The sequence below is a fragment of the Clostridium sp. BJN0013 genome (assembly GCF_040939125.1).
GTDB lineage: Bacteria > Bacillota > Clostridia > Clostridiales > Clostridiaceae > Clostridium_B.
Genome location: NZ_CP162495.1, coordinates 1,208,516 through 1,234,657 on the forward strand (window position 1 = coordinate 1,208,516; position 26,142 = coordinate 1,234,657).

Here is a 26,142-nt window from a genome sequence, read left to right on the forward strand (position 1 = left end):
ATGAGTAATATATTGATTATAGCACCACATGCGGATGATGAAACCTTTGGTTGTGGGGGAAGCATATTAAAGTATGTAAAAGAGGGTCACAGGGTTTATTGGGTTATAGTAACTTCAATGACAGAGGAACTAGGGTTTTCTAAAGAAAGAATAAATAGTAGAGAATTAGAAATCGAAAAAGTAGCTAATGAATATAAATTTGCAAAGGTATTTAGATTAGGATTTCCTACTACAGAATTAGATAAAATACCTTTTAAGGATTTAGTGGATAAAATATCTGAATGTATTATTGAAACAAAATGTGAAGTTCTGTACATCCCTAATTATGGAGATATACATAGCGATCATAGGATTGTTTCAGAAGCTGCAATGTCTTGTACTAAGTGGTTTAGGTATAATACAGTCAAAAAGGTATATGTTTATGAAACATTATCGGAAACTGAGTTTGGAATAAATAATTCTATAGATAGTTTTAAACCTAATGTATTTATAAATATAGAAGGGTTTTTAGATAAAAAGCTGAAGATTATGAACATATTTAAAAGTGAAATAGGAAAAGCACCTTTTCCAAGATCTGCGGATGTAGTAAAAGGGCTTTCGGTATTTAGAGGAGGAGCTTCAGGTTATAAAAATGCTGAGGCATTTATGTTATTAAGAGAGAGAATAGAATAAAAATAGCTTTTAGATATGGCTTAAAGACAATATTTTAATAGAAGGAGGCTGGAGCAGATAAAGTGAACTTTAAAATATGAGAGGAAGATAATTATGATACCCTTATCTGTACCAAATTTGAAGGGTAATGAAGAAAAATATGTGGTAGATGCTATAGGAAGTGAATGGGTTTCTACATCAGGCAGCTATGTAAATAGATTTGAAAATGATATAAAAAAATACTTAAATGTAGATAATGCTGCTGCATGTCAAAGTGGCACAGCAGCAATTCATTTAGCATTAAGGTTATCTGGAGTTAGTGTAAATAGCGAGGTTATAGTGCCAACGGTTACATTTATAGCGGCAGTTAATCCAGTTAAATATTTAGGAGCAGAACCTATATTTATGGATTGTGATAATAGTTTAAATATGGATTGCGGCAAACTTGAAGAATTCTTTGAAAATGAATGCGTGATAACTAACAGTGGATTAAAAAATAAAAATACTAACAGGTATATTAAAGCATTAATAGTAGTTCATGTGTTTGGAAATATGGCTAATGTTGAAAAAATAAAAGAGTTAACAGACAAATACAAAATAAAATTAATAGAAGATGCTACTGAAGCTTTAGGAACCTATTATACTAGTGGAAAATATAAAGGAAGGTTTGCAGGTACCATAGGTGATTTTGGAGCTTATTCATTTAATGGAAATAAAATAATAACAACTGGAGGAGGAGGAATTTTAATTGGAAAATCCTCTGAGGATATAAAAAAGGCTAAATATTTGTCAACTCAAGCTAAAGATGATGAATTATATTATATACATCATTATATAGGATACAATTATAGAATGACTAATTTACAAGCAGCATTGGGAGTAGCACAACTTGAAAGATTAGAAGAATTTATTGAAATAAAAATTAAAAATTACAAATTGTATAAGTCAAGAATAAATAATATAAAAGGATTAACACTTCTGGAATTTAATAATAATGCAAGAAACAATCATTGGTTTTATTCTTTATATATAGATAATAACAGCTTGGATAGGGATGAACTGTTAAAATACCTTTTAAAAAATCAAATCCAAACAAGACCTATTTGGAAACTAATACACACACAAAGACCATATATAAAAAATCAAGCGTATAAAATTGAAAAAGCCATTAAATATTATAATAGAGTATTGAATATACCATGTAGTACCAACTTAAAAAGGGAAAACATAGAATATATCATAAGCATACTAGAAAAAGCTCAATAGGTTAGGGAGTGTTCTTATGAGTATTCAGGCTCTTTTTATAGATAAAAAAATATCAATACGACAGGCAATTGAAAAGTTAAATAAAACTGTAAAAAAGATTCTTATTGTAGTAGAGAATAATAAATTAATAGGTGTAGTTACAGATGGAGATATAAGAAGATGGATTGTAAAAAGCGGAGATTTATCATTTTCAGTGGAAAATATAATGAATGTACATCCTATATATTTAAATATAAAAAATAGAAATAGAGCAAATGAATTGATGAAAAAGTATCGTATTGAAAGTCTGCCGCTGGTAAATGAGTATGATGAAGTTATAGATATAATATTTTGGGATGACCTGTATGATAATAAATTTAATTGTAATAATACCAGGGATATATCAGTTGTTATAATGGCTGGTGGAAAAGGTACAAGGCTGTATCCGTATACAAAGATTATTCCAAAGGCACTTATTCCAATTGGAGAGATACCCATAATAGAGAGGATAATAAACAGATTTCTAGAGTTTAAGTTTGAAAATTTTTATATTACTGTTAATTATAAAAAAGAAATAATAAAAGCATATTTTAGTAAAAAATTATCATATAAAATATCATTTTTAGAAGAAAAAAAACCTCTTGGGACTGCAGGAGGATTGAGTTTAGTGGGTAACAGCATAGGCAATACTTTTTTTGTAAGCAATTGTGACATATTGGTTAATGCTAATTATTCTAAAATTTTAGAATATCATAAAGAGCATAATAACAAGGTAACAGTAGTCACAGCTTTAAAAAATTATATAATTCCATATGGAATTTTGAATTTAAACCCAAAAGGAGATATAGCCTCAATTGACGAAAAACCCAATTATGAATTTTTAATTAATACGGGTATGTATGTATTGGAAGTAGATGTATTAAGGTATATTCCTAAAGGTATCTATTTTAATATGACAGATTTAATAAATATCTGTTTGTCAAAGGATGAAAAGGTGGGGATATACCCTGTAACTAATAATGATTGGCTGGATATGGGGGAATTTAGAGAAATGAAAAGTATGATAGAAAAATTAAATATTTGATTTGAAAGTTTTTATGATTTAAGGAGATAGGCAATGTATATGGATAGAAGTTTTTTGGCTATAATACCTGCAAGAAGTGGATCCAAGGGCATAATTGATAAAAATATAAAAGAAATAAATAATAAACCTTTAATGGCTTACACTATAGATGCATGTATAAAATCTAAAATTTTTGACGATATAATTGTATCTACTGATTCTAAAAAATATGCACAAATAGCAGAAAGTTACGGGGCGTCAGTTCCATTTTTGAGGCCTGATGAGCTATCTACAGATACTGCATCAAATCATGATGTTATTTTACATGTATTAAATGAAATAAAAAAAACTGGAAGCTCATACGATTATACTGTTCTGCTGCAGCCTACCTCACCCCTTAGAAATGAAAATCACATATTAGAAAGTATAGACAAGTTATTGAGTTATGATGCAAATTCAATAGTAAGTATATGTGAAGTAGATCACCCATCAAATATTAATATAGTTTTAGATTCAAATATGCGTTTGGATTTTCTTTTTGATGACAGCAAAAGAGTAAGAAGACAGGATATGAAGAAGGAATATAGAATAAATGGAGCTATTTATATATGTAAAACAGATTATTTTTTAAAATATAAGAGTTTCTATAGAGAGAAGAGTTATCCATATATAATGGATAAAATATCATCTATAGATATAGATGATATTTATCAATTTGAATTTGTGAAATTTATAATAAATAATGATTTTATGATGAATAGTTTTATTGATTAAATTTGGAGGAGTAAATATGCATAATAACCAAAATTCAGTTAGTATAAACTATTATGTTAATGGTTTAAAACACAGTCATTGGGAAATTATTGAGGATAATTGCTTAGGTGATTTCATTGAGGATGATTCTTTGGATTGTTTTCATGAAAGATATTTAAATAATAATTGTTCACCTGTGTATCACAGAAACAATTATAACCCTAAATATAATTTCTGTAATATTTGTCCTCCAGGATTTGCTGGAATAAATGGGGATGAATATTGCATGGCAGGATTAAGAGCCGTTTTAGGGTATTTAAAAAATGTTGGAGCAACAGATATAATAGTTGAAACAATAGCTCCTGAACCAGCTGTAAACAATCAGAGTATAATCAGATTTTATCCTGATGCAAATAATATATATACAGCAGCACTAGCACAATTTTCAAATGGAGAAATTGTACCTATTTGTCAAATGGAGCTGATACAAAGCACTTTTTTAATTGGCAATTCTTACGATTTTAGGACCAGTACCCTAAAAGCTGCCTTAGATACAACTATTTCTGAGATTCCAAAGGGATATAAACAATGTTGTCAGGAACAATTAAGAATACTTTTTGCAAATAATATAGGAAATAGGGTTTCAAATATAGATACAAGTAGAAATAATGTAATTTCAGGTGAAGGTAATATAGTTAGGGCAACAGGTGCAAATACAGTACTAATTAGTTTACCAGGGAATGATGGAGCTGCAGTGAATTTATGCTTTGTATCTTCTGTGAGTTTTTGAACTACAAATGTTTATTTAAATTTTATTCTTTTTAATATTTACTGATTTTAAATCAAATTATAAAGAAAGATTTTTATTTTCAAATTTTAAAGTAAATGACAAACAAAGGCCTACTAAAACTAATATTACTAAAACTAATGAGGCTGCTCTAAACCCGGTAGCCAAAGCAACTTCCTGTGAAGCTGAATTATTTAAGGCTTTCAGTTGAGAAGTTGACATAATACTTATAAATACTGATGAACCAATTGCAGCTGATATTTGTTGAAGAGTATTTAGTATAGCTACACCATGTGGATAAGCTTTTTTTGGCAATTGATTAAGGGCTTTTGTTTGAGACGGTGACATTGTACTTCCAACCCCAATACATATTACTATATATATGACTGTAATCTTTGCAAGAGATGTATCAATAGTTGAGCGTGATAAAATAAATAATGACACAAGAATTATAGTAAATCCTACTGGTATTAAAACCTTTGCCCCTAATTTATCATAAATTTTTCCACTTATAAGAGTTACAAATCCATTGGTAAGTGTTGCAGGAAGTAATACCATTGCAGACATGAAAGTTGTTGTTTTAAGTGCTCCTTGAAGAAACATAGGTAACATTACATTCATAGTAAATATTGTTATCATTGAAATCATGACAAGTGCTACACCAATTGAAAATAAAGGATATTTTAATGTGCGTATTTCTAACATTGGTTCTTTTAATAATAATTGACGTTTACCAAATAAGAACAATGATATTATTCCAATAATAAATATTATACCAATCATCTTCATATTTCCACCACCACTAAAACTACTTAGGCCATATATGATTCCTCCAAATCCAATAGTTGACAGTATAATTGATATAATATCAATTTTGGGCTTTGTAAGAGTTGATACAGTAACTAAATAAATATATCCAAGTATCATAGATAGTAGTATAAGTGGAATTAATATTATAAATAATGCATGCCAGCTAAAAAATTGTAATATAAGCCCTGAAATTGTTGGTCCAAGTGCTGGTCCAAGTTGAATTACACAGACACATATACCCATTGCTGAGCCCCGTTTTTCTGGTAGTGTTACAAGTAATATTGTATTCATCATAATAGGAATCATCATTCCAGTTGCTGAAGCTTGTAATATTCTTGAAATAAGTAATATTGTAAAAGTTTTAGAACAAGCTGCACATATTGTTCCAATCAAAAGTATGGTCATAGCTCCTAAATACAGTTTTTTTGTTTCAAAGGATTGGATTAAAAAAGCTGTAACTGGTACCATAATTGATACAACTATCATGTATGCAGTAACTAACCATTGTATTGTTCCTGCTGTAACATTCATTTCCTCCATAAGAATATTTAATGCAACATTTAATATAGTTTCATTAAATAATGCTATAAATGCACTAAATGCCAATACTGCTAGAATTGCCTTTATATTGATTTTTGTTTTGGATTTTATTATTTTTTCCATTGAGTTTTCTCCTCTTTATTAGATTAGTCCATATATAGTTGATCTTCAAAAAAAGCGAGTAGCTTTGACAACTGGACTTACGTTATCAAAACTACTCGTTGTATAGATATTATACAATAATTATCAGAAATTTTGCAAATCATTTTTTCTTTTAATGAGCAGTCTACACAAAAGATACTGTACCTACTTCTTTTTACCACACTAGTTTGTTAAATAGCAGTAATTATAAAATTAAATAAGTTATCATTTTATAACATAATGTTTTTGCTGAAAAACAGAAAAAGATTGGATATTGACTATCTTAATATTTTTTGCTATTATTTTAAAAATAAGAAATTTTAATAATTTAAAGTTTTATAGGGTTCTGCAGTTTGAAATTGATAAATTGCTCTGGTCCAAGATAAAACGCACAGTTTGCTGTGTCCACGGAAGGATAAAAGCCTGGGAGATATTTTACTATATCGTCTAGGGCTTTTTTATTTTAATTTTAGGGGAGGAGTAAAATTATGAAATGATTATTATTAATTGTAGCAGGGATTTTTGAAGTGTGTTGGGCTATAGGTTTGAAGTATTCACAAGAAAATTTAAAAGACAACATAGTAACTATTTTTTAAATATGCTTTATAATAAAAGAAAGAAGGAGGCGAAAAATGAGAAAAAAATTTTTTGTAATGTTCTTAGTTTTAATTTGTTTAATTGCTGTAAGTTTTAAACTTTTTACGCACAAAAATGTGTTTTACAGCAAAAATACAACAAAGGTGAAAACTAAGAATACAGATGGTGAAAAAAAGAGTGAAACAATTGATGAAAAGTTAAATAAAAGAATAGTATTAATAAATTCAGACAAAGATAAAGATGGCATAAAGGATCAAAAAGATATAGTACTTGGAGCAAGAAAGGAAGCAGATAAAAAGGTAAAATATAAAGAGGGCTATTATATAGGTGGATATCCTCCAGAAAATGAAGGAGTATGTACTGACTTAGTATGGAGAGCTTTTAAAGATGCAGGGTATAATCTAAAAGATATGGTAGATGAGGATATAAGAAATTATCCTGGTGATTATGAGAAAATTGAGGGTCAGCCAGATCCCAATATAGATTTTAGAAGGGTGGCTAATCTTTATGTTTATTTTAAAAAATATGCAGCCAGTATTACTACTGAGTTGAAACCTAATGATATAGAGAATTTAAAGGAATGGCAGCCAGGAGATATTGTAACCTTTGAGCACAGTGAACATATAGCTATAGTTTCTGATAAAAGGAGAGCAGATGGTATTCCATACATAATACATAATTCACCACCTTATGCTAGAGAAGGTGATGAAATTATGTATTGGATGCCTAGAATAACAGGTCATTTTAGATTCCCGAAATAATAGCAAGATCAGAGAATATGCATAATTAAACTAGGGGATTTGCCATCCTGAGTTTAATGCTAGCCAGATCGTTGTATGTCTAATGGATAGTTATCTCTCCATATAGTTTTCAGATAATGTATAATAGAGCAAAGAAACAATAATACATACAAGGGGGCATCTAATTTGAAAAACCATCATGAACTTGAAAAACTATTAATGTCTATAGATGGGCGTGGGTATTCTGCTTATAAAGAAATAAAGGGAGCATATGATTTTGGAACTTATCAGCTTTTTGTTGACCATGTCCAGGCAGATCCATATGCTCCTCCATCTAAATCTCATATTGTAATTAACTGTGATATTACAGGCATTCCAAATGATCTGCTTGATTCCAAAGATAAAATAACAGCTGTTTCGGATTTTCTAACGAGAGTTTTCTGGAAGAATATCCAGCACTTAAATAAGGGTATCAGTGGAATAGGGGGTAGTGGACTTTTGCTAATTGATCATTGTGGGCAAGAAATGCTTGAGAGGACAGCTGTTTTGATCAAAAATAACCGTATTGAAGTGAGATTTGAAATCGGTCTGCCCGCTGTAGGAAGACGAGTTTTGGGTAAAGCTGCCAACCGTATCTTTCAGGAGATCCTTCCTAAGATAGTAGACAGATCCCTGTTTTATAGAAATATTGATCAAAAAGCATTAAAAAATCAGGTAAATTTAATTATGGATCAAATGTATATTCGAAAGGAATTAGAGAGAAAGGGTCTTGTTGCTTTTATTGGTAATGGTTCCATTTTGCCAAGAGAAAGTGGTATATCAGATAAGCTTTTGTCTAAAGGCAAAATTCCATTTATAAGCCCGGAAAAATTTGAAATAGAAATTTCACTGCCTTATAATGGTAAAATCACAGGAATGGGAATACCCCGGGGAATAACTTTAATTGTAGGTGGAGGTTATCATGGAAAATCTACATTGTTGAAGGCACTTGAACTTGGTGTATATAATCATATTCCCGGTGATGGCAGAGAATTTGTGATTACCAGGCAAGATGCAGTAAAAATTCGTGCTGAAGATGGACGAAATGTGGAAAAAGTTAATATTAGCACCTTTATCGGCAATTTGCCGGGAAATAAAGATACTTTTAAATTTTCTACGGAAAATGCCAGTGGAAGTACTTCTCAAGCAGCAAATGTTATGGAAGCTTTAGAAGTGGGGACATCACTTTTATTGATTGACGAGGATACCTCTGCTACCAATTTTATGATACGAGATGGACGGATGCAAAAATTAGTTTCAAAAGATAAAGAACCCATAACACCTTTTATTGATAAGGTAAAATCATTATATGATGATAATGGGGTTTCAACCATATTGATAGTTGGAGGTTCAGGGGATTATTTTGATGTGGCACACCAAATTATTATGATGGATGAATATGTGCCAAAGGATGTAACAAGTACTGCCAAAGAGATTGCAAATTCCCATGGATACATACGGGAACAAATCACAAATAGTAAATTTGGAGAAATTACACATAGGATTCCTTTAAAGGTGGGATTTTTAGGAACAGGGAAAGAAGATCGTATTAAGCCTAGAGGGAAATATAAGATTTCATATGGAAGAGAAATTATTGATCTTTCTGCTTTGGAACAATTAGTAGATGACAGCCAAACCAATTGCATTGCTGTAATGATTGATTTTTTGAGAAAACGTATATTGGACGATAGGGTATCTGTTTTTCAAGCTGTCAATAGACTATATCAGCAGATAGAAAAATTTGGATTAGATTCTATTTCACCCTATACAGGTCATCCAGGTAATCTGGCACTGCCTAGGAAACATGAATTCTGTGCCGCTTTGAACCGTTACAGAGGATTAAGGGTAAAAATGTCAGAGTAATCAAGTGATTCTTAGGCTCAGGTGGAGTTTGCTCATAAGGAATACCTTTCTCCACCTGAACCTTATTAACAGTATTCTTAGTGTCTTTAGCACTTAGAATACATTATCCTTTAGGGGAATAACTTATCCAGGGGCGCAGCAGTGCTTATCCCCCATTTTAAAGAAGATGGGGGTGTTAGCAATGGTAGCCTTCGGATAAAAAATTAGTTTTAAAAATAAATGAAAGGTAGAGAAGATAATGAATACACTTTTTACACCACGTAAAATTAAAAATCTAGAAATAAAAAATAGAATTGTACTACCTCCTATGGTTTGTTTTAATTTTGCAGATAAGAATGGTTTTGTATCAAAGAAAAATATATATCACTATGAAAGAATAGCTAAAAGCGGCACAGGATTAATAATTGTGGAAGCAGCAGCAGTTTCCGAAAATGGAAAAATATTTCCAGATCAGCTGGGAATTTGGTGTGATGATTATATAGAGGGATTGGGTAAAATAGCGCACATTTGTCATACATATAATGCAAAAGTTATTCTCCAGCTTCATCATGCAGGACTTAAAGCCTCCAAGCTTGTTAATAAAGATACTATTACATCTTCTGATTATATTCATAGAAATATGTCTGCCAGGGCTATGACAAAGCATGAACTCCATTCAATACAACAGGATTTCATAAGTGCTGCCCTTAGAGCCCAAAAAGCTGGTTTTGATGGAGTTGAATTTCATGGAGCCCATTCCTATCTTATGACACAGTTTTTTTCAACTAAGATAAACAAGCGAGTGGATGAGTATGGCGGAAGCTTAGATAATAGATTGAGATTTACAATGGAGATTCTTCAAGGAGTTAAACAAAAGGTTGATGCTTCTTTTGTAGTTGGAATTCGGATGGGTTGTAATGAGAGTGATTTGGAAACCAGCATTAATATGGCAAAAAAATTTGAAGCTTCAGGTATGGATTATATTCATGTTTCTACGGGATATGATAATACACCAATTAAAGAAGAAGTACCAAAAGATTTTCCCTGTAACTGGATTGTATATGGCGCAGCTAAAATAAAAGAACAGGTAAATATACCTGTAATTGCAGTAAATTCAATTAAAACAAAAGAGCAGGCCAATTATTTAATTGATAATAATTTGGTGGATTTTGTTGCCATAGGTAGAGCACAGCTTGCAGATCATGATTTTACAAGTCATATAAGAGAAGGAAAGAGTATTATTAAATGCTTAGGATGTAAACCCTGTAGGTGGTTCACAAATGGAGATAATTGTCCAAGAAAATTTTAGTTTTTTAAATAAATCGGGTAAGTATTTTTAAATTAAATATACTATAAAGAGTAATTTATAAACAGAAGGTGAATTTTAATGGAGTTTAAAAATAAATCATTATTTAAAATGAATGAAATTCAAATTTTAATATTGGGGTTTTTGTTAATAATTATAGTAGGTGCCATTTTACTATGGCTTCCTATATCTTCTGAAAATCATACATATACCAATTTTATAGATTCACTATTTGTAGCTACATCTGCAACCTGTGTAACAGGGCTTATAACAGTGGATACAGGAACTCATTGGAACTATTTTGGAAAAACGGTAATTTTGGCTTTAATTCAGGTGGGCGGACTTGGATTTATGGCGTTTTCCACTCTTATTGCGTTGATTTTAGGAAGAAAAATCACATTAAAGGAAAGACTGTTAATTCATGAGTCACTTAATTCTTTTAATATACAGGGGCTTGTAAAAATGTCAAAGAACATATTATTGTTTACTTTTTTAGTAGAAGCTGTAGGAGCAGTTGTTTTGTCTTCTCAGTTTGTTCCTCAATTTGGGCTTAGCAGAGGACTTTTTTATTCAATTTTTCACTCTGTGTCTGCATTCTGTAATGCTGGCATAGACTTAATTGGAGAGGGTAGAAGTTTAGTACCTTATTATAATAATTTTACAATAATATTTACTATAAGTATATTGATTATCATTGGAGGATTAGGATTTTATGTATGGCAGGAAATATATAATTTAAGTTTTAAGCATATAAAGAGACTTTCTCTTCATTCAAAGGTTTGTATAACAATGGCTGTTGTACTTTTAGCCTCTGGAACCATATTGTTTTTTTTATTTGAATTTGACAATCCAGCTACTATGAAACATATGACTTCAGGAGATAAGCTGTTATCTTCATTTTTTGCTTCAGTTTCAGCGAGAACTGCAGGATTTAATTCGATTTCCATTTCTGATATGAGTGAAAATAGTAAATTTTTAACTATTGTATTTATGTTTATAGGTGGAGCTCCAGGCTCTACAGCAGGGGGGATAAAGACAACCACTGCAGCTTTAATTATAATGACAGCTGTATCTGTAATAAAAGGCAGGCAGGAGACTGAAATTTATAAAAGAACCATAAAAAAAGATCTGGTATACAAAGCTATTGTGATATTTATAATTTATGTAATATTAATTTCTATATCTTCTTTGATACTAGGTGTAACTGAGAAAAATAAATCCATGGAAACCATAATTTTTGAGTGTGTATCGGCTATTGGAACTTGTGGATTGAGTATTGGAATTACACCTAGTTTGAGTGCTATGGGAAAAATGATTATAATTATAACTATGTTTTTTGGGAGGTTAGGTGGTCTTACTGTAATATTATCCATGATAAACAGGAAGATTCCTAAATCTATAAAATATCCCGAGGATAAAATATTAATTGGATAAAATTTGAAAAACGGAGATGATCTTATGAAAAAAAAGCAGTATTTAGTTGTGGGCCTGGGGAGGTTTGGAAAATCAATAGCTAGAACTCTCTATGAACTTGGAAATGATGTACTTGCAGTGGATTCAAGAGAAGATAATGTTCAGGATATAACTCCTTATGTGACACAGGCAGTTGAGGCAGATGCCACTGAGGAGGAGAATCTTAAGGCACTTGGGGTGAATAATTTTGATGTAGCTATAATAATAGGTGCCGACATTCAAAGTAGTGTTATAGTTACCTTATTGTTAAAGGAAATGGGTATGAAATTTGTACTTGCCAAGGCCAATACAGATTTACATGCAAAGATTCTATATAAAATAGGAGCTGATAAAGTTGTTTTCCCTGAAAAAGATACAGCTGTTAGAATTGCTCATAATCTGGTATCAAATAATATGTTGGATTTTATAGCATTATCCCCTGAATATAGAGTAGCGGAAATACTATGTATAAAAAAATGGATTGGAAAAAATTTAGAGCAATTGAATATAAGGTCTAAGTATGGAATAAATATTATAATGATAAAAAGAGGGGACGATATAAATGTATCACCTGCTTCAGATTTTGTATTTTTGGAAGGGGATATAGTTGTAGCTATAGGGGGACAAAAAGAAATTGAAAAATTGGAAAATAGCATTTGATATTATATAGTTATTATTTTAATAATGCCATCCCTGTATTGATTTTTAAAATAAATAATGCTAAATGCTAATAATTTGCATTTAATTTAATATTATTATAATATTAAGTAAATTTATCCGAATAAGGAGGCATATATTTATGAAAACCAGAGTTGATATTTTTTCAGGGTTTTTAGGAGCCGGTAAGACTACTATTATTAAAAAGTTGATTTTTGAAAAAGTATATGCAGGAAATGTAGCTATAATAGAAAATGAATTTGGAAAGGTGCCAATAGATGGAAGCTTTTTAAAGAAAACAAATATAAGAATAAAAGAAATAAATGCAGGTTGTATATGTTGTACTATTGCAGGGGATTTTAAAAAAGCTATAGAGGAGATATGCTGTAAGTACAAGCCTCACAGTATTATAATAGAACCTTCTGGAGTTGGTAAGCTCTCAGAAATATTGAAGGTTATAAGTAGTAGGGAACTTAAAACAATAGTAAATTTGAATCTGGTTATAACCTTGATAGATGTAACAAAATTTAATGCCTATATAATAAATTTTGGAGATTTTTATAAGGATCAGATTGAAAGTGCTAAGTGTGTTGTTTTAACTAGAACAGAAAATCAAAGTAGTGAAAAGATTCAATCAGTAATAGAACAAATTAAAAGGATTAATAGTGGTTGTAGTATTGTTACTACCCCTATTGAACAGCTAAAGGGGGATAAAATTGTTAAAGCTGCACAGGAAGATTTTAAGGCTGAACTTCTAAAGCAGGCAGTAAGACTTGAAAGAACGAAATTAAATGTAATTGGTACAAAAGTTTCAAATAAAAACCCAAATAATGTAGATGAAGTTTTTGATAGCTATGGAATTGAAACTTCAGTTATATACAACAAAAACAAGCTGTTGAATAATTTAAATAAGCTGGGGGATGAAAAACTTACTGGAATGGTGCTCAGGGCGAAGGGTATAGTTCAGGTTGAAAATAAAAACTGGATAGAGTTTGATTATGTACCAAATGAACTAAATATAAGGGAAACTACATCTGATTTTACTGGAAGAGTATGTGTAATAGGCTGCAAAATAAATAAGGATTATATAAACAAGCTATTTACTGCTTAATACGAGGTATAATAGATGATAAAAAAAATTGATGTAGAAATAGTTACTGGATTTTTAGGGGCCGGGAAAACTACATTTATAAATGTTCTCCTGGGTAATACTTTAGCCTATGGCCAGCGGGTGCTTATATTTCAGAATGAGATTGGAGAAAAAAGTATTGAAGATAAATATATAAACAGTGGACAAGTTAATGTGGGAAATGTAATTTCAATGGATATAATTAAAAGTTATAAGCCCCATAGGATTATTATTGAACATAATGGAGCAACTTTATTGCAGGATCTGTTAGATACATTAAACCAGGATGAAATAAGAAAAAACTGCAGCATATCAACTATATTTAATATATTGGATGCAGAAAGTTTTGAACTTTATTTAAATAATATGGAATCCTTGATTTTTCCGCCTATATATAATAGTAATTTAATAATAATGAATAATTTTAAAACAATGGCAAAAAAAGATCAAGTAAGGATTAAAAAGAAGATTGAAGAGATTAACTCCTATGCAATTATATTGGGAATTGAAAATATTAATCATTTGGAAGAAGAACTTTTAAAAGCTTGTATATTGCGAAAAAAAATTTTAAAAAACATACAAACAGTTACAAAAAATTATTTTCAAGGAGAAGATGAAAAAGCATTAGGGAGTGTAGAAGCAGCTGAATCAAATAACGGAAAAATAATTATGTATATGATTTTAGGGGTATTACTTCTTTTTGTCTTTAATGGAATAAGAGGATTAACTGATTTTAATTTTAATTTGAGATTTACTAACAGTTTTTTTACTATATTTATCAGTATAATGCTGGAGGCTATTCCATTTATACTTTTAGGTTCTTTTATTTCAGCAGTGATACAGGTTTTTGTATCGGATAGAGTTATTTCAAAAGTGCTTCCTAAAAATAAATTTTTGGGAATTATGGGAGCTTCTTTAATAGGATTTGTATTTCCAATATGTGAGTGTGCCGTTGTTCCTATAGCCAGAAGGCTTATGAAAAAAGGCGTTCCAGCTAGTATAGCTGTTACATTTATGCTTGCGGTACCTATAGTCAATCCTGTTGTACTGTTATCTACTTATAGTGCTTTTTACGATAGACCCAGTGTTGTATTGTTAAGGGCAGGATTTGGAATTTTAGCAGCTGTGACAATAGGCTTTCTTATAGAAATTGTTCAAGGTAAAGATATGCCGGTAAAAGGAAAAGAATTTGAGTCTGACAGTGATATTCTCTGCGGATGTGGCTATAATCATCAATATAGTTTAAAAAGGTCAAAAATTTTAAATGTTTTGGAGCATACTACAATTGAATTTTTTGATATAAGCAAATATTTAATAATAGGTGCCGTGTTATCGTCAGTATTTCAAACATTTGTACCTAGAAGCATTATAACTCCTCTTGGAATGCACACTGTATATTCTATAATTGTAATGATGCTTTTAGCATTTGTGTTATCAGTTTGCTCTGAGGCAGATGCCTTTATTGCAAGGACATTTTTAAATCAATTTACACTAGGCTCTGTTTCTGCCTTTATGATTATAGGTCCTATGCTGGATATAAAAAATACCATAATGCTTGGAGCAAGCTTTAAAAAAGGTTTTGTAATAAGATTGATAGTATACATTTTCTCTGTTTGTTACATAATTGGCTGCATAATAAATATATTAACCACCATGGGGGTGGTGTAATGAGAAGATTTAATACAGAAGAGTTTATAAAATTTATTATTTTTATAGCTTTTAATGCCCTTTTATGTTATTTGATGAAAACAGGAGAGATTAATAATTTTATTAATCCTAAAATGTTTATATATATAAAGATCACTATAGTGGCAATTTTCATATTAGCCTTATTTCAATTAACAAAAATATTTACAGTAATGACCAGGAATAAATTTAGAGTAAGCTATTTAATGTTTCTTGCAGTAATTCTAATTGGATTTACAGCAGTTCCAAATAATTTGAATACAGAAATTGCTGGTAATAAAGGGGTCACAATAACCAATTCAAACAATAACAGTTCAACCAATGAGAATATAAAAGAAAATATAATCGGAGACAGGATTTTATTTGATGATCACAATTATTATGAAAATATTTTTAAGTTGGAAGGTAAAGTTCAGCAGTATATTGGAAAGAAGGTAATAATAAGAGGTTTTGTCTATAAGGAAGAAAACTTTAAGGAAAATGAATTTGTTGTTGCGAGAATGCTGATGAGCTGTTGTGCTGCTGATGCTCAAGTCATAGGATTAATGTGTAGATGGGACAATGCATCACAGCTTAATAAAGAACAATGGATAAGTGTAGAAGGTACTCTTGAAAGTACTAAATATGGAAATGAAGATATAATGCCCATAATAGTTGTACAAAAAATAGAAAATATAGAGGCTCCTGAGAATCCATATATTTATCCTTGATTATCAAGTTATTTAGAGGTTCAGATGAAGTTTGCACATGAGAAATGCTTTTCCTCTATCTGAGCCTTAGAAGAACTTATAAAGGAACATATAAGTGTTTATCCCCCACCTTAAAGAAGCTGGGGGTATTAGTTAATTTTATTATAGGATAAATTAAAGCATTATGGATCTAAATTACAAAAGTCAACTATATCTAGGTACCACAAGCTAATAATATAGACCTAGTAATAGACCGGCTGCAAGTAATCCCAGCCAGGAACTGTTTACATGTCCTAGTCTGTGTCCTCTCATGTCATGAACATGCCAGCCATTGAAATAACATGATGGGGATCCATTACGTTTATAGAGAGTCCCATTTCTTACATAGCCTATTCGTCTGCAATTTGCGTCATAAAGTACGGGAGTATCAATATATCCAGCAATTCTATTATATCTATCGTAAACAGTATTATTGTGTTTTAAATATCCTACTATTCTATCATTTCTATCATATATTCTTTCCATAGGGTAACCACCTTTTCATATTGTGTTTAAATAAGTTGTAATAGTTAATTTTATGCTATATTATATGAAAAGTTAACCCTGTTGCTACCAATTTACATTCTTTAAATATAGGAGGAATGATGAAAAAGAAAATAATTAAACTTAGAATATAAGATAAATATTGGAAGGATTTATATGTCAATCAGAACAATAAAAAAAGTCATAAAAGGCAATATAGAAAAAGATGGAGCTGGAGTAAAGCTTGTCAGAATACTGTCTATTTGATAGAGAAATCAAAAATCCAATATACGAAAAAAGTACTGTTTTTTGAAAGTGATGATAAAATGGAAATAAAGTCAGGTAAAGAAAAAATTCATTTTATTTTATTTACAGGAAAATCTTTAAATGAACCTATTGCATGGGGAGGGCCTATTGTAATGAATTCAAATGATGAAGTTACTGAAGCTTTTAATGAACTTGATAATGAAACTTTTATCAAATGATTTGAAGGCTCAGATGGAATTTGCTCATAAGTAATGCTCTTTTCCATCTGAGCCCTAGAGGAACTTATAAGGGATACAGTAGTGTTCATACTGGAGAATGTAAAAACTAATTGAAAGTGGAAAGGTAAAAATACAGAGGCAAATTGAGAATTGTGAGGGAAATGGAAGTATTAAAATAAAATATGGAAATGGGGAGAATTTTTTGGACAAGGAGTTGTATATAGCCGATATCAGATGGAAGGCCTCTTTTGAAGATATGATTGAAAAAGTTCAAAGGGAGGAAAACAAGACAGTTTATTATTACAATGAAAATTATATTAAGGGAAAAACAGTGCAGTATGAAATATTTGAAGGTATATGGATTGTATATCATGATTTTGTATTAAAGGTTAAGGAATTTTTTCCTATGGAGGAAAAAGGCCTTATAGAAATGAATTATTGTATGGCAGGCAGGTGCGAACTGGATTATTTAAATCAAAAGATATTTTATGTGGCACCAGGGGATTTTGCAGTGGCGATTTTGTCTAGTGGCAATCATAAACACAACTTTCCCTTGGGAAATTATAAGGGTATTTCCATTACCACCACAGAAGAGAATCTGGATAATTTTCTGAAAAATATGTTTGGGAAAACCACAATTACAAGTTACATGCTGCTTCACAAGATGAATGTCCATGGAAAATTCATGATACTGTCCAATAACAGGTACATACAAAGCATAATGGGAAATATAATATCAGAGGATGCTTTCTGGCGAGAAAGGGCCATTGTTAAATTTTCAGAACTGGTGCTTTTTTTGATTGATAAGGATATACAGATATCTGAAATAAAGGGAAAATATTTTGATAGAAGGATTATAAGCAAGGTAAAACTTATAAAGGAAGATGTTACGGAAAATGTGGAAAAATATATTACCATAAAGGAAATAAGCAATAAGTATAAGATAAATGCTAGGACATTTTCGGAGTGTTTTAAAGAGATGTACGGTAAAACTTATTATGCATTTATAAAGGAATTTAGGATAAAAAAGGCTGCGGGAATGCTTTTGAATACAAAAAATACTGTAGGGGACATTGCAATGATGGTGGGTTATGAAAATGCCAGTAAATTTTCAAAAGCCTTTCATGATACTATGGGAATGACTCCAGGTAAGTTTAGAAGGGGGAGAATTTATGGACAGTTTTGGAGCATAAATGTATAAATGGAGTAGATAAATAAGGGGCATAGGGATATAATTCAATATAGTTAGACAAGGCTAACTATATTGAATTATATCCCTATTTTTTAATAATATGAGGAGGTTGAATATGAAAAAAGATAGCACTTTTAGAAGATTGATGTACTTTGCTTCTCAGTGCAGGAACAAAATGACAGCCTCGGTGATTCTTGCCGTACTGGGTGTGGCCTGCGGCATGATACCCTATTTTGCTGCTGCAAACATTACGATGAAAATTATAGATGGAAACTCTGATTTCAGGCAGCTTTCATATGTTGTCCTTGCTGCTTTGGCAGGATATACAGGGAAAGTAGGCTTTAATGCACTTTCCACTTCTATATCCCATAGTGCGGCCTTTACAATCTTAAAAAATATTCGTGTAAAATTTGCTGAAAAACTTTCAAAGGTTCCTCTTGGATATGTACTGGAAAGTCCATCCGGAGAATTGAAGACAATAATGGTGGATACGGTTGAAAAACTTGAGGAACCTCTTGCCCATGTAATACCAGAAATGACATCAAACCTTCTGGTACCGATATTTGTGCTTTTATATCTATTTTACCTGGACTGGCGTATGGCTCTTATATCCCTTGTTACAATACCTATAGGAATGCTGCTGTATAAGCTTATCATGAAAAAATATGTGTACTATTATAAGAAATATGTCCAGGCCGGTAATCTGATGAATTCCAATGTAGTGGAATATGTAAACGGCATTGAGGCAATAAAAGCATTCAACCAGTCCTCAATTTCCTACAAGAAGTATTCCGACTCTGTAGAAAATAATTGTGCCGCAGTGACGGCTTTTTTCAAAAACACACTGTTTTTGTATACAGCTGTCATGTATGTTACTCCTGAGGCACTGCTTTTTGTCATACCTTCAGGACTTTATTTCTACATAAATGGAACTTTGGCGCTTTCTGTGTTTATAACTTGTATAATATTGTGTTTTGGACTTTTGACACCTCTTGTACAGGCCATGCAGTACACTGACAGCATAGCTTCTATGGGAACTATTATTGGACAGGTATATCAAATATTAGATAAAGAGGAATTAAAACGTCCATCTCAATATAAAAAATTAAAGAACTATAAAATAAAGTTTCAAGATGTGACATTCAGCTATGATGATACTGAAATTCTAAAGGGAATATCCTTTGATACAGTTCCACGTGGAATGACAGCTATTGTAGGGCCATCAGGTTCAGGAAAATCAACTATAGCAAAACTTATCGCCAGTTTCTGGGAAGCTTCAGGCGGGAGGATAACCATAGATGATGTAGATGTAAGAGATATTCCACTTAAGCAGATAAGTGATGTGATATCCTATGTATCACAGGAAAATTTTCTGTTTAACACCTCCATAAAGGAAAATATCCGAATTGGAAAGGAGGGTGCATCGGATGAAGAGATTATAGAAGCAGCTAAAAAAGCCAGCTGTCATGATTTTATAATGTGTCTTCAAAATGGATATGAAACAGAAGCAGGTGAGGCAGGCAAACATTTTTCAGGAGGGGAAAGGCAGTGTATTTCAATTGCGAGGGCCATATTGAAAAATAGTCCTGTAATTGTACTTGATGAAGCCACTGCCTATGCGGATCCTGAAAATGAGGCCATAATACAGGAGTCCATATCTCAGATGGTAAAGGGGAAAACTTTAATTGTAATAGCCCATAGGCTTTCCACCATTACAACTGCAGATAATATAGTTGTGGTAAATCAAGGCAAGATAGAAGCTCAGGGAACTCATGAAAAACTGCTTGAAAATTGCAAGCTTTATAGAAAAATGTGGGAGGCTCATATAGGAACTAAAGATAGAGATGAGATAAAAGGAGGGAAAAAATATGCTTAAGACCATAAAAAGGATTCTGATATTTTCGGGAAAGCACAGGGGAAAGTTGGTACAGTCCTTTGCACTTAATGTTATATTTTCCATTTGTCAGGCAGTGCCTATTTTCGCCATGGTGTATGCTCTAAACAGCATTATAGTTGCAAGAGATACAGGAGAAAATATTACTATGGAAACTGTATTTTTGGCATTTTTGATAATGGCTGTAGGGCTGGCCGGTAAAATATTATTTGGTTACCTAGCTAATGAAAAAAGAAGTATTGCATGTTTTTCCATGTGTTCGGACAAGAGAATTGAAATTGGGGATAGATTAAAGAGAATGCCTATGGGTTATTTTAGTTCCAATAGGCTTGGGGAGATTTCTTCTGTAGTTACTACTACCATTGGGGATATTGAAAACAAGGCAGGGGATATTTTGGATAAGATTATTGTGGGATTTGTTCATGCAGTTATAATAAGTATTGTAATAAGCCTTTTTGATTGGCGCATAGGTATTATATCTATTATAGCCATTATTTTAGGTGTGATTGTAAATTCCATACTTCAGAAAAAGAGTATTGATGTTGCTCCAAAACGTCAGGAAGCACAGAGTGCCCTTGTTTCTGCGGTGTTGGAATATATACAGGGAATATCCATTGTAAAATCTTTTGGACTTGGTGAAAAATCAAACAGGGCGGTGGATGAAGCCATTGAAGAAAGCCGAAAGAGGAATATGGGCCTTGAGAAGGTGTTTAACAAGTTGATTGCACTTTACCTATATGTTTTCAAGATTGCAGCATGTACTATCATTCTTATGTCCTGCTACCTTTTTTCAGGAGGCAGACTTTCTCTTTTAAGTACTCTCATGATGGTTATATCAAGTTTTGTGATTTACTCCTATATTGAGCTAATTGGAACTGTATCGGGAGTACTCAGATTGCTTGACAGCAGCATGGATAAAATTCAGGCTGTAGAAGAAATACCTCTTATGGATGAAAGTGGGAGGGACATTCAACCTAAAAATTATAATATAGAACTTAAAAATATATCTTTTTCCTATGATGAAAGAAAGATTCTAGACAACATAACTCTTACCATACCGCAAAATTCAACAGTGGCTATTGTAGGGCCTTCTGGAGGGGGGAAAAGTACTATCTGCAGCCTTATAGCCAGATTTTGGGATGTAAATGAAGGTAGAGTTCTACTTGGAGGATATGACGTGAAGGAATATACATGTGAAAGTCTTATGAGAAATATAAGCATGGTGTTTCAAAATGTATATTTGTTTCATGATACCATTTTGAACAATATAAAGTTCGGATATCCGGAGGCAACCATGGAGGAAGTAGTTGAAGCGGCTAAAAGGGCCAGTTGCCATGAGTTTATAGAAAAGCTTCCTGAAGGATACAATACGTTAATTGGAGAGGGTGGAAGCAGCCTCTCAGGAGGAGAAAAACAGCGTATTTCCATTGCAAGGGCTATACTGAAGGATGCCCCAATAATTATTTTGGACGAGGCCACTTCAAGTGTGGATCCTGAAAATGAAAACCAGCTTCAGCTTGCCATCCGAGAACTTACAAAATACAAGACTGTTATTATGATTGCCCATCGTCTTTCAACAGTGAGAAATGCAGATAAAATTTTCGTGTTGAGTGAAGGACATATTGTACAAAGTGGAAAACATGAAGAACTTATAAGAGAGAAGGGCATCTACAGGGAGTTTATCCAGATAAGAAAAAAAGCCATTGGATGGAATCTGGGGTGACATTAGTATTAAAAAGAGTCTTTTTTGGTCAAGACTCTTTTTAATATTTAGAGTAATTTTAATTAATTTGTTTAAGAGAACTTTTCAAGTCCTCTTCAGGAGTACTGATTGGCCTTATATCAAAGGTATCCACTAGATATTGAAGTATATTAGGGGATATAAATGCAGGCAAACTTGGTCCTAAATATATTCCTTTTATTCCAAGGGATAATAATGCCAATAAATCTGCCACTGCTTTTTGTTCATACCAGGATAGTATTATTGTTAATGGAAGGGAATTTACATCTGTGTCAAAAGCATCTGCCAGTGCTGTAGCTATTCTAACTGCTGAATAGGCATCATTGCATTGCCCCACATCAAGTAATCTTGGAAGGCCCTCAATTGTTCCAAAATCCAATTTATTAAATCTATATTTTCCACAGGCTAAAGTAAGTATTATACAGTCATTAGGTACCATCTGTGCAAAGCTGGTATAGTAGTTTCTGCCAGGTCTTGCCCCATCACAACCGCCTATTAAAAAGAAATGTCTTATACTGCCTTTTTTTACGGCGTTTACTATTTCATTTGCATGAGATAGGGTTTCCTTATGACCAAATCCTACTAAAATCTCTTTTGTTTTTTCATCTTCTTTAAATCCTCCAAGTTCTAAAGCCTTATTTATTATTATACTAAAATCTTTTGTTCCATCTTCATTTACATCTATGTGCTGAACTCCATCCCATCCAACAACACTGGTGGCAAATATTCTGTCTTTATATGTTTCTCTTGGTCTCATTAAACAATTAGTAGTCATTAAAATACATCCAGGTATTCCGTCAAATTCTTTCTGTTGGTTTTGCCAGGCTGAACCATAGTTGCCTACCAGATGTTTATATTTTTTTAGCTCTGGATATCCATGTGCAGGCAGCATCTCCCCATGGGTATAAATATTGATTCCTGTGCCTTCTGTCTGCTGGAGAAGCATTTCCAAATCTCTTAAATCATGGCCTGATACAATTATAAAGGGTCCTTTTTTAATATTTACATTAACTTTGTGGACAGATGGATCTTTATATCTGGATGTATTGGCCTTATCCAATGTCTTCATAACCTCTATGCTCATATCACCCGTTCTCATTGTCATGCGGATCATGTCCTGCAGAGTTAAATTATCGTTGGTGGTGGCTTCTAATGCTAAAAAGTAGAATTGATCTATCTGCTCACTATTGTATCCTATAAATCTCGCTTGATGTCCATAGGCACTTATACCTTTTAATCCATACAATATGGTAGAGCGTAGGGATCTGATATCAGCATCCAGATTTTCGTCGTACATAATTCCAGCTTTAACTGAATCTTTTAACATATCTTCTTTTGTATCACTTAAATTATATGTAGCTGCATCTGGATATTTTCCTTCTGGAGATTTATTTCTCAATGATTCTTTTATTTTCTGTGATTCTTTTAATAATTTTACATGAGAGTTTGAATCAAAGTTTACATTTGTAAGAGTAGTAAATAAAGAATTCTCCAAAAATGTTACTATATTTTTATCTATAGTTTCTCCTCTGTCAATTAGTGTTTTAGCATAACAGGATATACCTTTCAATTGATATATCAATAAATCCTGTAGATTTGCAATTTCCGGGGTTTTACCACAAACTCCACTTTTTGTACATCCTTTTCCACCAAAGGTTTGTTCACATTGATAGCAAAACATAGAATTTCCCATTTTAATATCGCCTCCTGTAAATAATTATTCCATATAGTTATTATTATATTTTTGACAATAATTATTCTATAGGTATTCATTATTAGTTTATTCTAGTGATGTCATTGTTTTTATATTGTCAAAAGGTCAAAAACAAATAATGGATTTATTGAAGTAGTTTGGCATTTTGCCATATAATTTTTTACAGGCACCTGTAAAAAATATCTTGACATTTATAACAGGTACCAGTATAATAATGCTAAAGGTACCTGTTATAAATTAATTAAGGAGGATTTACTAGATGGAAAATAATTTTAACGAACTCTATGAAAAAATGTCAAAACTCCAGTGGCTTTTGCAGCGTCACCATTTGTTGAGCCATGCGCAATACGGCCCAATGGCCGATCCAACGCGCGGGCAGGGCAGAGTTTTAGCTATACTCAAGCTACAGGAGAGAATTAGTACCAAAGACCTTTCCTATCTGTTGGGTATTCGGCAGCAATCACTTAATGAGCTGCTAAACAAGCTGGAGAAGAAGGGCTACGTTGTCCGTGTCCCATCTGAGGAGGATAAGCGTATCATGCTGGTGACGCTGACTGAGAAGGGTAAAAATGAGCACCAGGAATCAGGTCTCAATTCCGAAAGTATTTTTAGCTGCCTCAGTGAAGAGGAACAGGCGGCATTCGGTAAATATCTGGACAGGATAATCACTGTGCTGGAGTCTCAACTTGGTGTTGAAGTGAACGATGACGAGTGGGATGAGTGGATGTGTGCTGCTCGTTCCCGTATGGGACATGAGCAAATTGAACGGCTCAGATCCATGCGCGGCGGATTTTTCGGCTCAAGATTCCATGATATGTGGTCCAGAAAATCGGCACATGAGCCGCCCAAGCCAAATGACCACGATCCGCATGGCAACTGGCAGAACGGTTTTCACTTTGGTGGACAAAGGGATAAAAAGCCGGAGGATAAATAATAAATAGATGTAAGAAATTTTAATATCATAGTGTTGGTGCCGCATATCTAAAAGCCAAAGGGCGGCACCTTTGTTTAAAATATAGCTGAAATGGAAAGAGACTATTTAGAGTTAAATCTAACCTACGGACAGCTAATAACCATATAAATGGGAATTAAAATTTGTATAGAAATATTCTGAAAATAATAAAAAGCACCAATTCATAGTATAAAATTGATTTGCAGCACAATTTTACTAGAAAAGGTGGCTTATTATGATCAATGATCAAGAATATATTACTACAGAATTAAAAAAAATACTAGAAAAAATGATAATTTTATCATCATACCGTTTAAATAACTTAATAGCTATAGTTGTAGGAATAATAGTTTCACAGTCAGTTATATTATCCAAAATATCTCAAGAGCTGAAGGATTCCTATTCTTCAGGTACAGAAGAAAGTAAAATTAAAAGATTGAGAAGATTTTTAACTAACAAGGCTATTAATTGTGAGAAAATATATGAATTCTTCGCATATAGGTTACTACAAAAGTATAAAAGTCATTCAAAGAAAATATATATAATTTTTGATCACACAACTATTATAGATAAATTTGTTATATTACAGTTTTCTTTAAAAGTGGGAAGAAGGGCAGTTCCCCTGTGGTATAAGATGTTCTTATATAAAGATGAGGGAAGTAAAGATTTCAAGTATATTAAACAAGGACTTAATTTTATACATAAAATAGTAGTTCCCTATAATTTTGATGTTACAATTTTAGCAGACAGGGGATTTAAAAGTGTCGATTTGTTTAAGTTTATAGATAAGACTTTAAAATTCAAGTATTGTATCAGGTGTACAAAAAATTTAAAAATATCAATATGCGGTAAACCAAATATAAAAAAGCTGGGAAATATAATACCTTTAAAGGGAAAGACAAGACACTTTTACAATGTAAAATTAACATCTAAAAAATATATATGCAATCTGGCAGTCTGCAGGGCAGAAAGTTCTGATGATACCTGGTTCATAGCAAATAATTTAGAACAGACCTTTTCAATTAGAGAATATAAAAAAAGATTTGATATAGAAGAAATGTTTAAAGATTTTAAATCTGGTGGGTTCAATTTAGAAGGTACCTGGACACATAATATCCAGTATGCAAGAACCTTATATTTATGCATTTGTATAGCTTACTGCTGGATGATAACCCTTGGAACATCTTGTACAAAAGATAAGAAAAATAAACTTATTGGGGCTACAAAAACATTGAGAGACAAACAGGTAAGAATCTACAGCTTATTTAGGGCTGGAGTTAAATGGTTCAAAAGATGTTATTATTCTTTAAGAAATACCTATTATTTAAAAATTGCTTTTACATTATATGAATATTAGTTCCTTTTATTTACATTGACATAAAACACTGTTATAAGTATAAATTTATACTTACATTTTAATCAATTTATTCAATAATAATCAATTAGGAATATGATTAAATCCTTGAGTATAAACATCAACATCAATCATTATACTTTAATGGAATTTTATATAAA

General features: G+C 31.9%; 22 protein-coding genes and 1 riboswitch. Of the genes, 19 read left to right on the plus strand and 3 right to left on the minus strand.

The window, feature by feature from the left end; genetic code table 11:
• The 5 genes from AB3K27_RS06300 to AB3K27_RS06320 all read left to right on the plus strand — a co-directional run bounded on the left by AB3K27_RS06300 (window position 1) and on the right by AB3K27_RS06320 (window position 4,502).
• On the plus strand, window positions 1-672 hold the full coding sequence (locus tag AB3K27_RS06300) for a PIG-L deacetylase family protein (RefSeq protein WP_368490388.1): 672 nt from the start codon (window positions 1-3) through the stop codon (window positions 670-672).
• A gap of 93 nt (window positions 673-765) precedes the next feature.
• Complete coding sequence (locus AB3K27_RS06305; protein ID WP_368490389.1) at window positions 766-1,917, plus strand: LegC family aminotransferase; 1,152 nt, start codon at window positions 766-768, stop codon at window positions 1,915-1,917.
• Window positions 1,918-1,933: 16 nt separating this feature from the next.
• Entirely contained in the window at window positions 1,934-2,980 is a 1,047-nt protein-coding gene (locus tag AB3K27_RS06310; RefSeq protein ID WP_368490390.1) for a nucleotidyltransferase family protein, read from the plus strand.
• A gap of 39 nt (window positions 2,981-3,019) precedes the next feature.
• Complete coding sequence (locus AB3K27_RS06315) at window positions 3,020-3,733, plus strand: acylneuraminate cytidylyltransferase family protein (protein ID WP_368490391.1); 714 nt, start codon at window positions 3,020-3,022, stop codon at window positions 3,731-3,733.
• A 16-nt stretch (window positions 3,734-3,749) separates the two neighbouring features.
• On the plus strand, window positions 3,750-4,502 hold the full coding sequence (locus AB3K27_RS06320) for a hypothetical protein (RefSeq protein WP_368490392.1): 753 nt from the start codon (window positions 3,750-3,752) through the stop codon (window positions 4,500-4,502).
• 57 nt (window positions 4,503-4,559) lie between these two features.
• On the opposite strand, the gene AB3K27_RS06325 is transcribed toward AB3K27_RS06320, so the two are convergent.
• Window positions 4,560-5,972: a DHA2 family efflux MFS transporter permease subunit gene (locus AB3K27_RS06325; protein WP_368490393.1), complete on the minus strand. Its 1,413-nt coding sequence runs from the start codon at window positions 5,970-5,972 to the stop codon at window positions 4,560-4,562.
• A 345-nt stretch (window positions 5,973-6,317) separates the two neighbouring features.
• Window positions 6,318-6,422, plus strand: a riboswitch (guanidine-I (ykkC/yxkD leader).
• 200 nt (window positions 6,423-6,622) lie between these two features.
• Here AB3K27_RS06325 and AB3K27_RS06330 point away from each other — a divergent pair.
• From AB3K27_RS06330 to AB3K27_RS06365, 8 genes are all read left to right on the plus strand, one after another.
• Complete coding sequence (locus AB3K27_RS06330) at window positions 6,623-7,348, plus strand: DUF1287 domain-containing protein (protein ID WP_368490394.1); 726 nt, start codon at window positions 6,623-6,625, stop codon at window positions 7,346-7,348.
• Window positions 7,349-7,513: 165 nt separating this feature from the next.
• The gene (locus AB3K27_RS06335) at window positions 7,514-9,229 is read left to right on the plus strand and encodes an ABC-ATPase domain-containing protein (protein WP_368490395.1); all 1,716 of its coding nucleotides are present in this window, start codon (window positions 7,514-7,516) and stop codon (window positions 9,227-9,229) included.
• 238 nt (window positions 9,230-9,467) lie between these two features.
• Window positions 9,468-10,517: an NADH:flavin oxidoreductase gene (locus AB3K27_RS06340; RefSeq protein WP_368490396.1), complete on the plus strand. Its 1,050-nt coding sequence runs from the start codon at window positions 9,468-9,470 to the stop codon at window positions 10,515-10,517.
• A 78-nt stretch (window positions 10,518-10,595) separates the two neighbouring features.
• Window positions 10,596-11,948, plus strand: a complete 1,353-nt coding sequence (locus AB3K27_RS06345; RefSeq protein WP_368490397.1) for a TrkH family potassium uptake protein — start codon at window positions 10,596-10,598, stop codon at window positions 11,946-11,948.
• A 24-nt stretch (window positions 11,949-11,972) separates the two neighbouring features.
• Window positions 11,973-12,626: a TrkA family potassium uptake protein gene (locus tag AB3K27_RS06350; RefSeq protein ID WP_368490398.1), complete on the plus strand. Its 654-nt coding sequence runs from the start codon at window positions 11,973-11,975 to the stop codon at window positions 12,624-12,626.
• A 139-nt stretch (window positions 12,627-12,765) separates the two neighbouring features.
• Window positions 12,766-13,734 (plus strand): GTP-binding protein, encoded by a 969-nt coding sequence (locus AB3K27_RS06355; RefSeq protein WP_368490399.1) that lies wholly within the window; start codon window positions 12,766-12,768, stop codon window positions 13,732-13,734.
• A 15-nt stretch (window positions 13,735-13,749) separates the two neighbouring features.
• Complete coding sequence (locus AB3K27_RS06360) at window positions 13,750-15,420, plus strand: permease (protein WP_368490400.1); 1,671 nt, start codon at window positions 13,750-13,752, stop codon at window positions 15,418-15,420.
• A complete protein-coding gene (locus AB3K27_RS06365) occupies window positions 15,420-16,148 on the plus strand; it encodes a TIGR03943 family protein (protein WP_368490401.1) in 729 nt (242 codons plus the stop codon). The genes AB3K27_RS06360 and AB3K27_RS06365 overlap by 1 nt, the downstream gene beginning before the upstream one ends.
• Window positions 16,149-16,355: 207 nt before the next feature.
• Here the strand turns inward: AB3K27_RS06365 and AB3K27_RS06370 are convergent, their stop codons facing one another.
• Window positions 16,356-16,652 carry a 4-fold beta flower protein gene (locus AB3K27_RS06370; RefSeq protein ID WP_368490402.1) on the minus strand — a complete coding sequence of 99 codons (297 nt, stop codon included), beginning with the start codon at window positions 16,650-16,652 and terminating at the stop codon, window positions 16,356-16,358.
• A 260-nt stretch (window positions 16,653-16,912) separates the two neighbouring features.
• Here AB3K27_RS06370 and AB3K27_RS06375 point away from each other — a divergent pair, with 260 nt between their 5' ends.
• From AB3K27_RS06375 to AB3K27_RS06390, 4 genes are all read left to right on the plus strand, one after another.
• Window positions 16,913-17,134, plus strand: a complete 222-nt coding sequence (locus AB3K27_RS06375) for a pirin-like C-terminal cupin domain-containing protein (RefSeq protein ID WP_368490403.1) — start codon at window positions 16,913-16,915, stop codon at window positions 17,132-17,134.
• Window positions 17,135-17,336: 202 nt separating this feature from the next.
• Window positions 17,337-18,335, plus strand: a complete 999-nt coding sequence (locus AB3K27_RS06380; protein WP_368490404.1) for a helix-turn-helix domain-containing protein — start codon at window positions 17,337-17,339, stop codon at window positions 18,333-18,335.
• Window positions 18,336-18,441: 106 nt separating this feature from the next.
• Window positions 18,442-20,202, plus strand: coding sequence for an ABC transporter ATP-binding protein (locus AB3K27_RS06385; RefSeq protein ID WP_368490405.1), 1,761 nt, complete (start codon window positions 18,442-18,444; stop codon window positions 20,200-20,202).
• Window positions 20,195-21,943, plus strand: a complete 1,749-nt coding sequence (locus AB3K27_RS06390; protein WP_368490406.1) for an ABC transporter ATP-binding protein — start codon at window positions 20,195-20,197, stop codon at window positions 21,941-21,943. The genes AB3K27_RS06385 and AB3K27_RS06390 overlap by 8 nt, the downstream gene beginning before the upstream one ends.
• Window positions 21,944-22,001: 58 nt before the next feature.
• Here AB3K27_RS06390 and hcp read toward each other — a convergent pair whose 3' ends face one another.
• On the minus strand, window positions 22,002-23,654 hold the full coding sequence (hcp, locus tag AB3K27_RS06395) for a hydroxylamine reductase (RefSeq protein WP_368490407.1): 1,653 nt from the start codon (window positions 23,652-23,654) through the stop codon (window positions 22,002-22,004).
• A 280-nt stretch (window positions 23,655-23,934) separates the two neighbouring features.
• Between hcp and AB3K27_RS06400 the strand changes: the two genes are divergently transcribed.
• Complete coding sequence (locus tag AB3K27_RS06400) at window positions 23,935-24,609, plus strand: MarR family winged helix-turn-helix transcriptional regulator (RefSeq protein ID WP_368490408.1); 675 nt, start codon at window positions 23,935-23,937, stop codon at window positions 24,607-24,609.
• Between the two features lie 253 nt (window positions 24,610-24,862).
• Entirely contained in the window at window positions 24,863-25,984 is a 1,122-nt protein-coding gene (locus AB3K27_RS06405; RefSeq protein WP_368488027.1) for a transposase, read from the plus strand.
• Window positions 25,985-26,142: the final 158 nt, after the last annotated feature.

Bases quoted from the DNA above. Each gene is read 5' to 3' on its own strand.
- AB3K27_RS06300 (WP_368490388.1), top strand. From the start codon at position 1: ATGAGTAATATATTGATTATAGCACCACATGCGGATGATGAAACCTTT.
- AB3K27_RS06305 (WP_368490389.1), top strand. From the start codon at position 766: ATGATACCCTTATCTGTACCAAATTTGAAGGGTAATGAAGAAAAATAT.
- AB3K27_RS06310 (WP_368490390.1), top strand. From the start codon at position 1,934: ATGAGTATTCAGGCTCTTTTTATAGATAAAAAAATATCAATACGACAG.
- AB3K27_RS06315 (WP_368490391.1), top strand. From the start codon at position 3,020: ATGGATAGAAGTTTTTTGGCTATAATACCTGCAAGAAGTGGATCCAAG.
- AB3K27_RS06320 (WP_368490392.1), top strand. From the start codon at position 3,750: ATGCATAATAACCAAAATTCAGTTAGTATAAACTATTATGTTAATGGT.
- AB3K27_RS06325 (WP_368490393.1), bottom strand. From the start codon at position 5,972: ATGGAAAAAATAATAAAATCCAAAACAAAAATCAATATAAAGGCAATT.
- AB3K27_RS06330 (WP_368490394.1), top strand. From the start codon at position 6,623: ATGAGAAAAAAATTTTTTGTAATGTTCTTAGTTTTAATTTGTTTAATT.
- AB3K27_RS06340 (WP_368490396.1), top strand. From the start codon at position 9,468: ATGAATACACTTTTTACACCACGTAAAATTAAAAATCTAGAAATAAAA.
- AB3K27_RS06345 (WP_368490397.1), top strand. From the start codon at position 10,596: ATGGAGTTTAAAAATAAATCATTATTTAAAATGAATGAAATTCAAATT.
- AB3K27_RS06350 (WP_368490398.1), top strand. From the start codon at position 11,973: ATGAAAAAAAAGCAGTATTTAGTTGTGGGCCTGGGGAGGTTTGGAAAA.
- AB3K27_RS06355 (WP_368490399.1), top strand. From the start codon at position 12,766: ATGAAAACCAGAGTTGATATTTTTTCAGGGTTTTTAGGAGCCGGTAAG.
- AB3K27_RS06360 (WP_368490400.1), top strand. From the start codon at position 13,750: ATGATAAAAAAAATTGATGTAGAAATAGTTACTGGATTTTTAGGGGCC.
- AB3K27_RS06365 (WP_368490401.1), top strand. From the start codon at position 15,420: ATGAGAAGATTTAATACAGAAGAGTTTATAAAATTTATTATTTTTATA.
- AB3K27_RS06370 (WP_368490402.1), bottom strand. From the start codon at position 16,652: ATGGAAAGAATATATGATAGAAATGATAGAATAGTAGGATATTTAAAA.
- AB3K27_RS06385 (WP_368490405.1), top strand. From the start codon at position 18,442: ATGAAAAAAGATAGCACTTTTAGAAGATTGATGTACTTTGCTTCTCAG.
- AB3K27_RS06390 (WP_368490406.1), top strand. From the start codon at position 20,195: ATGCTTAAGACCATAAAAAGGATTCTGATATTTTCGGGAAAGCACAGG.
- hcp (WP_368490407.1), bottom strand. From the start codon at position 23,654: ATGGGAAATTCTATGTTTTGCTATCAATGTGAACAAACCTTTGGTGGA.
- AB3K27_RS06400 (WP_368490408.1), top strand. From the start codon at position 23,935: ATGGAAAATAATTTTAACGAACTCTATGAAAAAATGTCAAAACTCCAG.
- AB3K27_RS06405 (WP_368488027.1), top strand. From the start codon at position 24,863: ATGATCAATGATCAAGAATATATTACTACAGAATTAAAAAAAATACTA.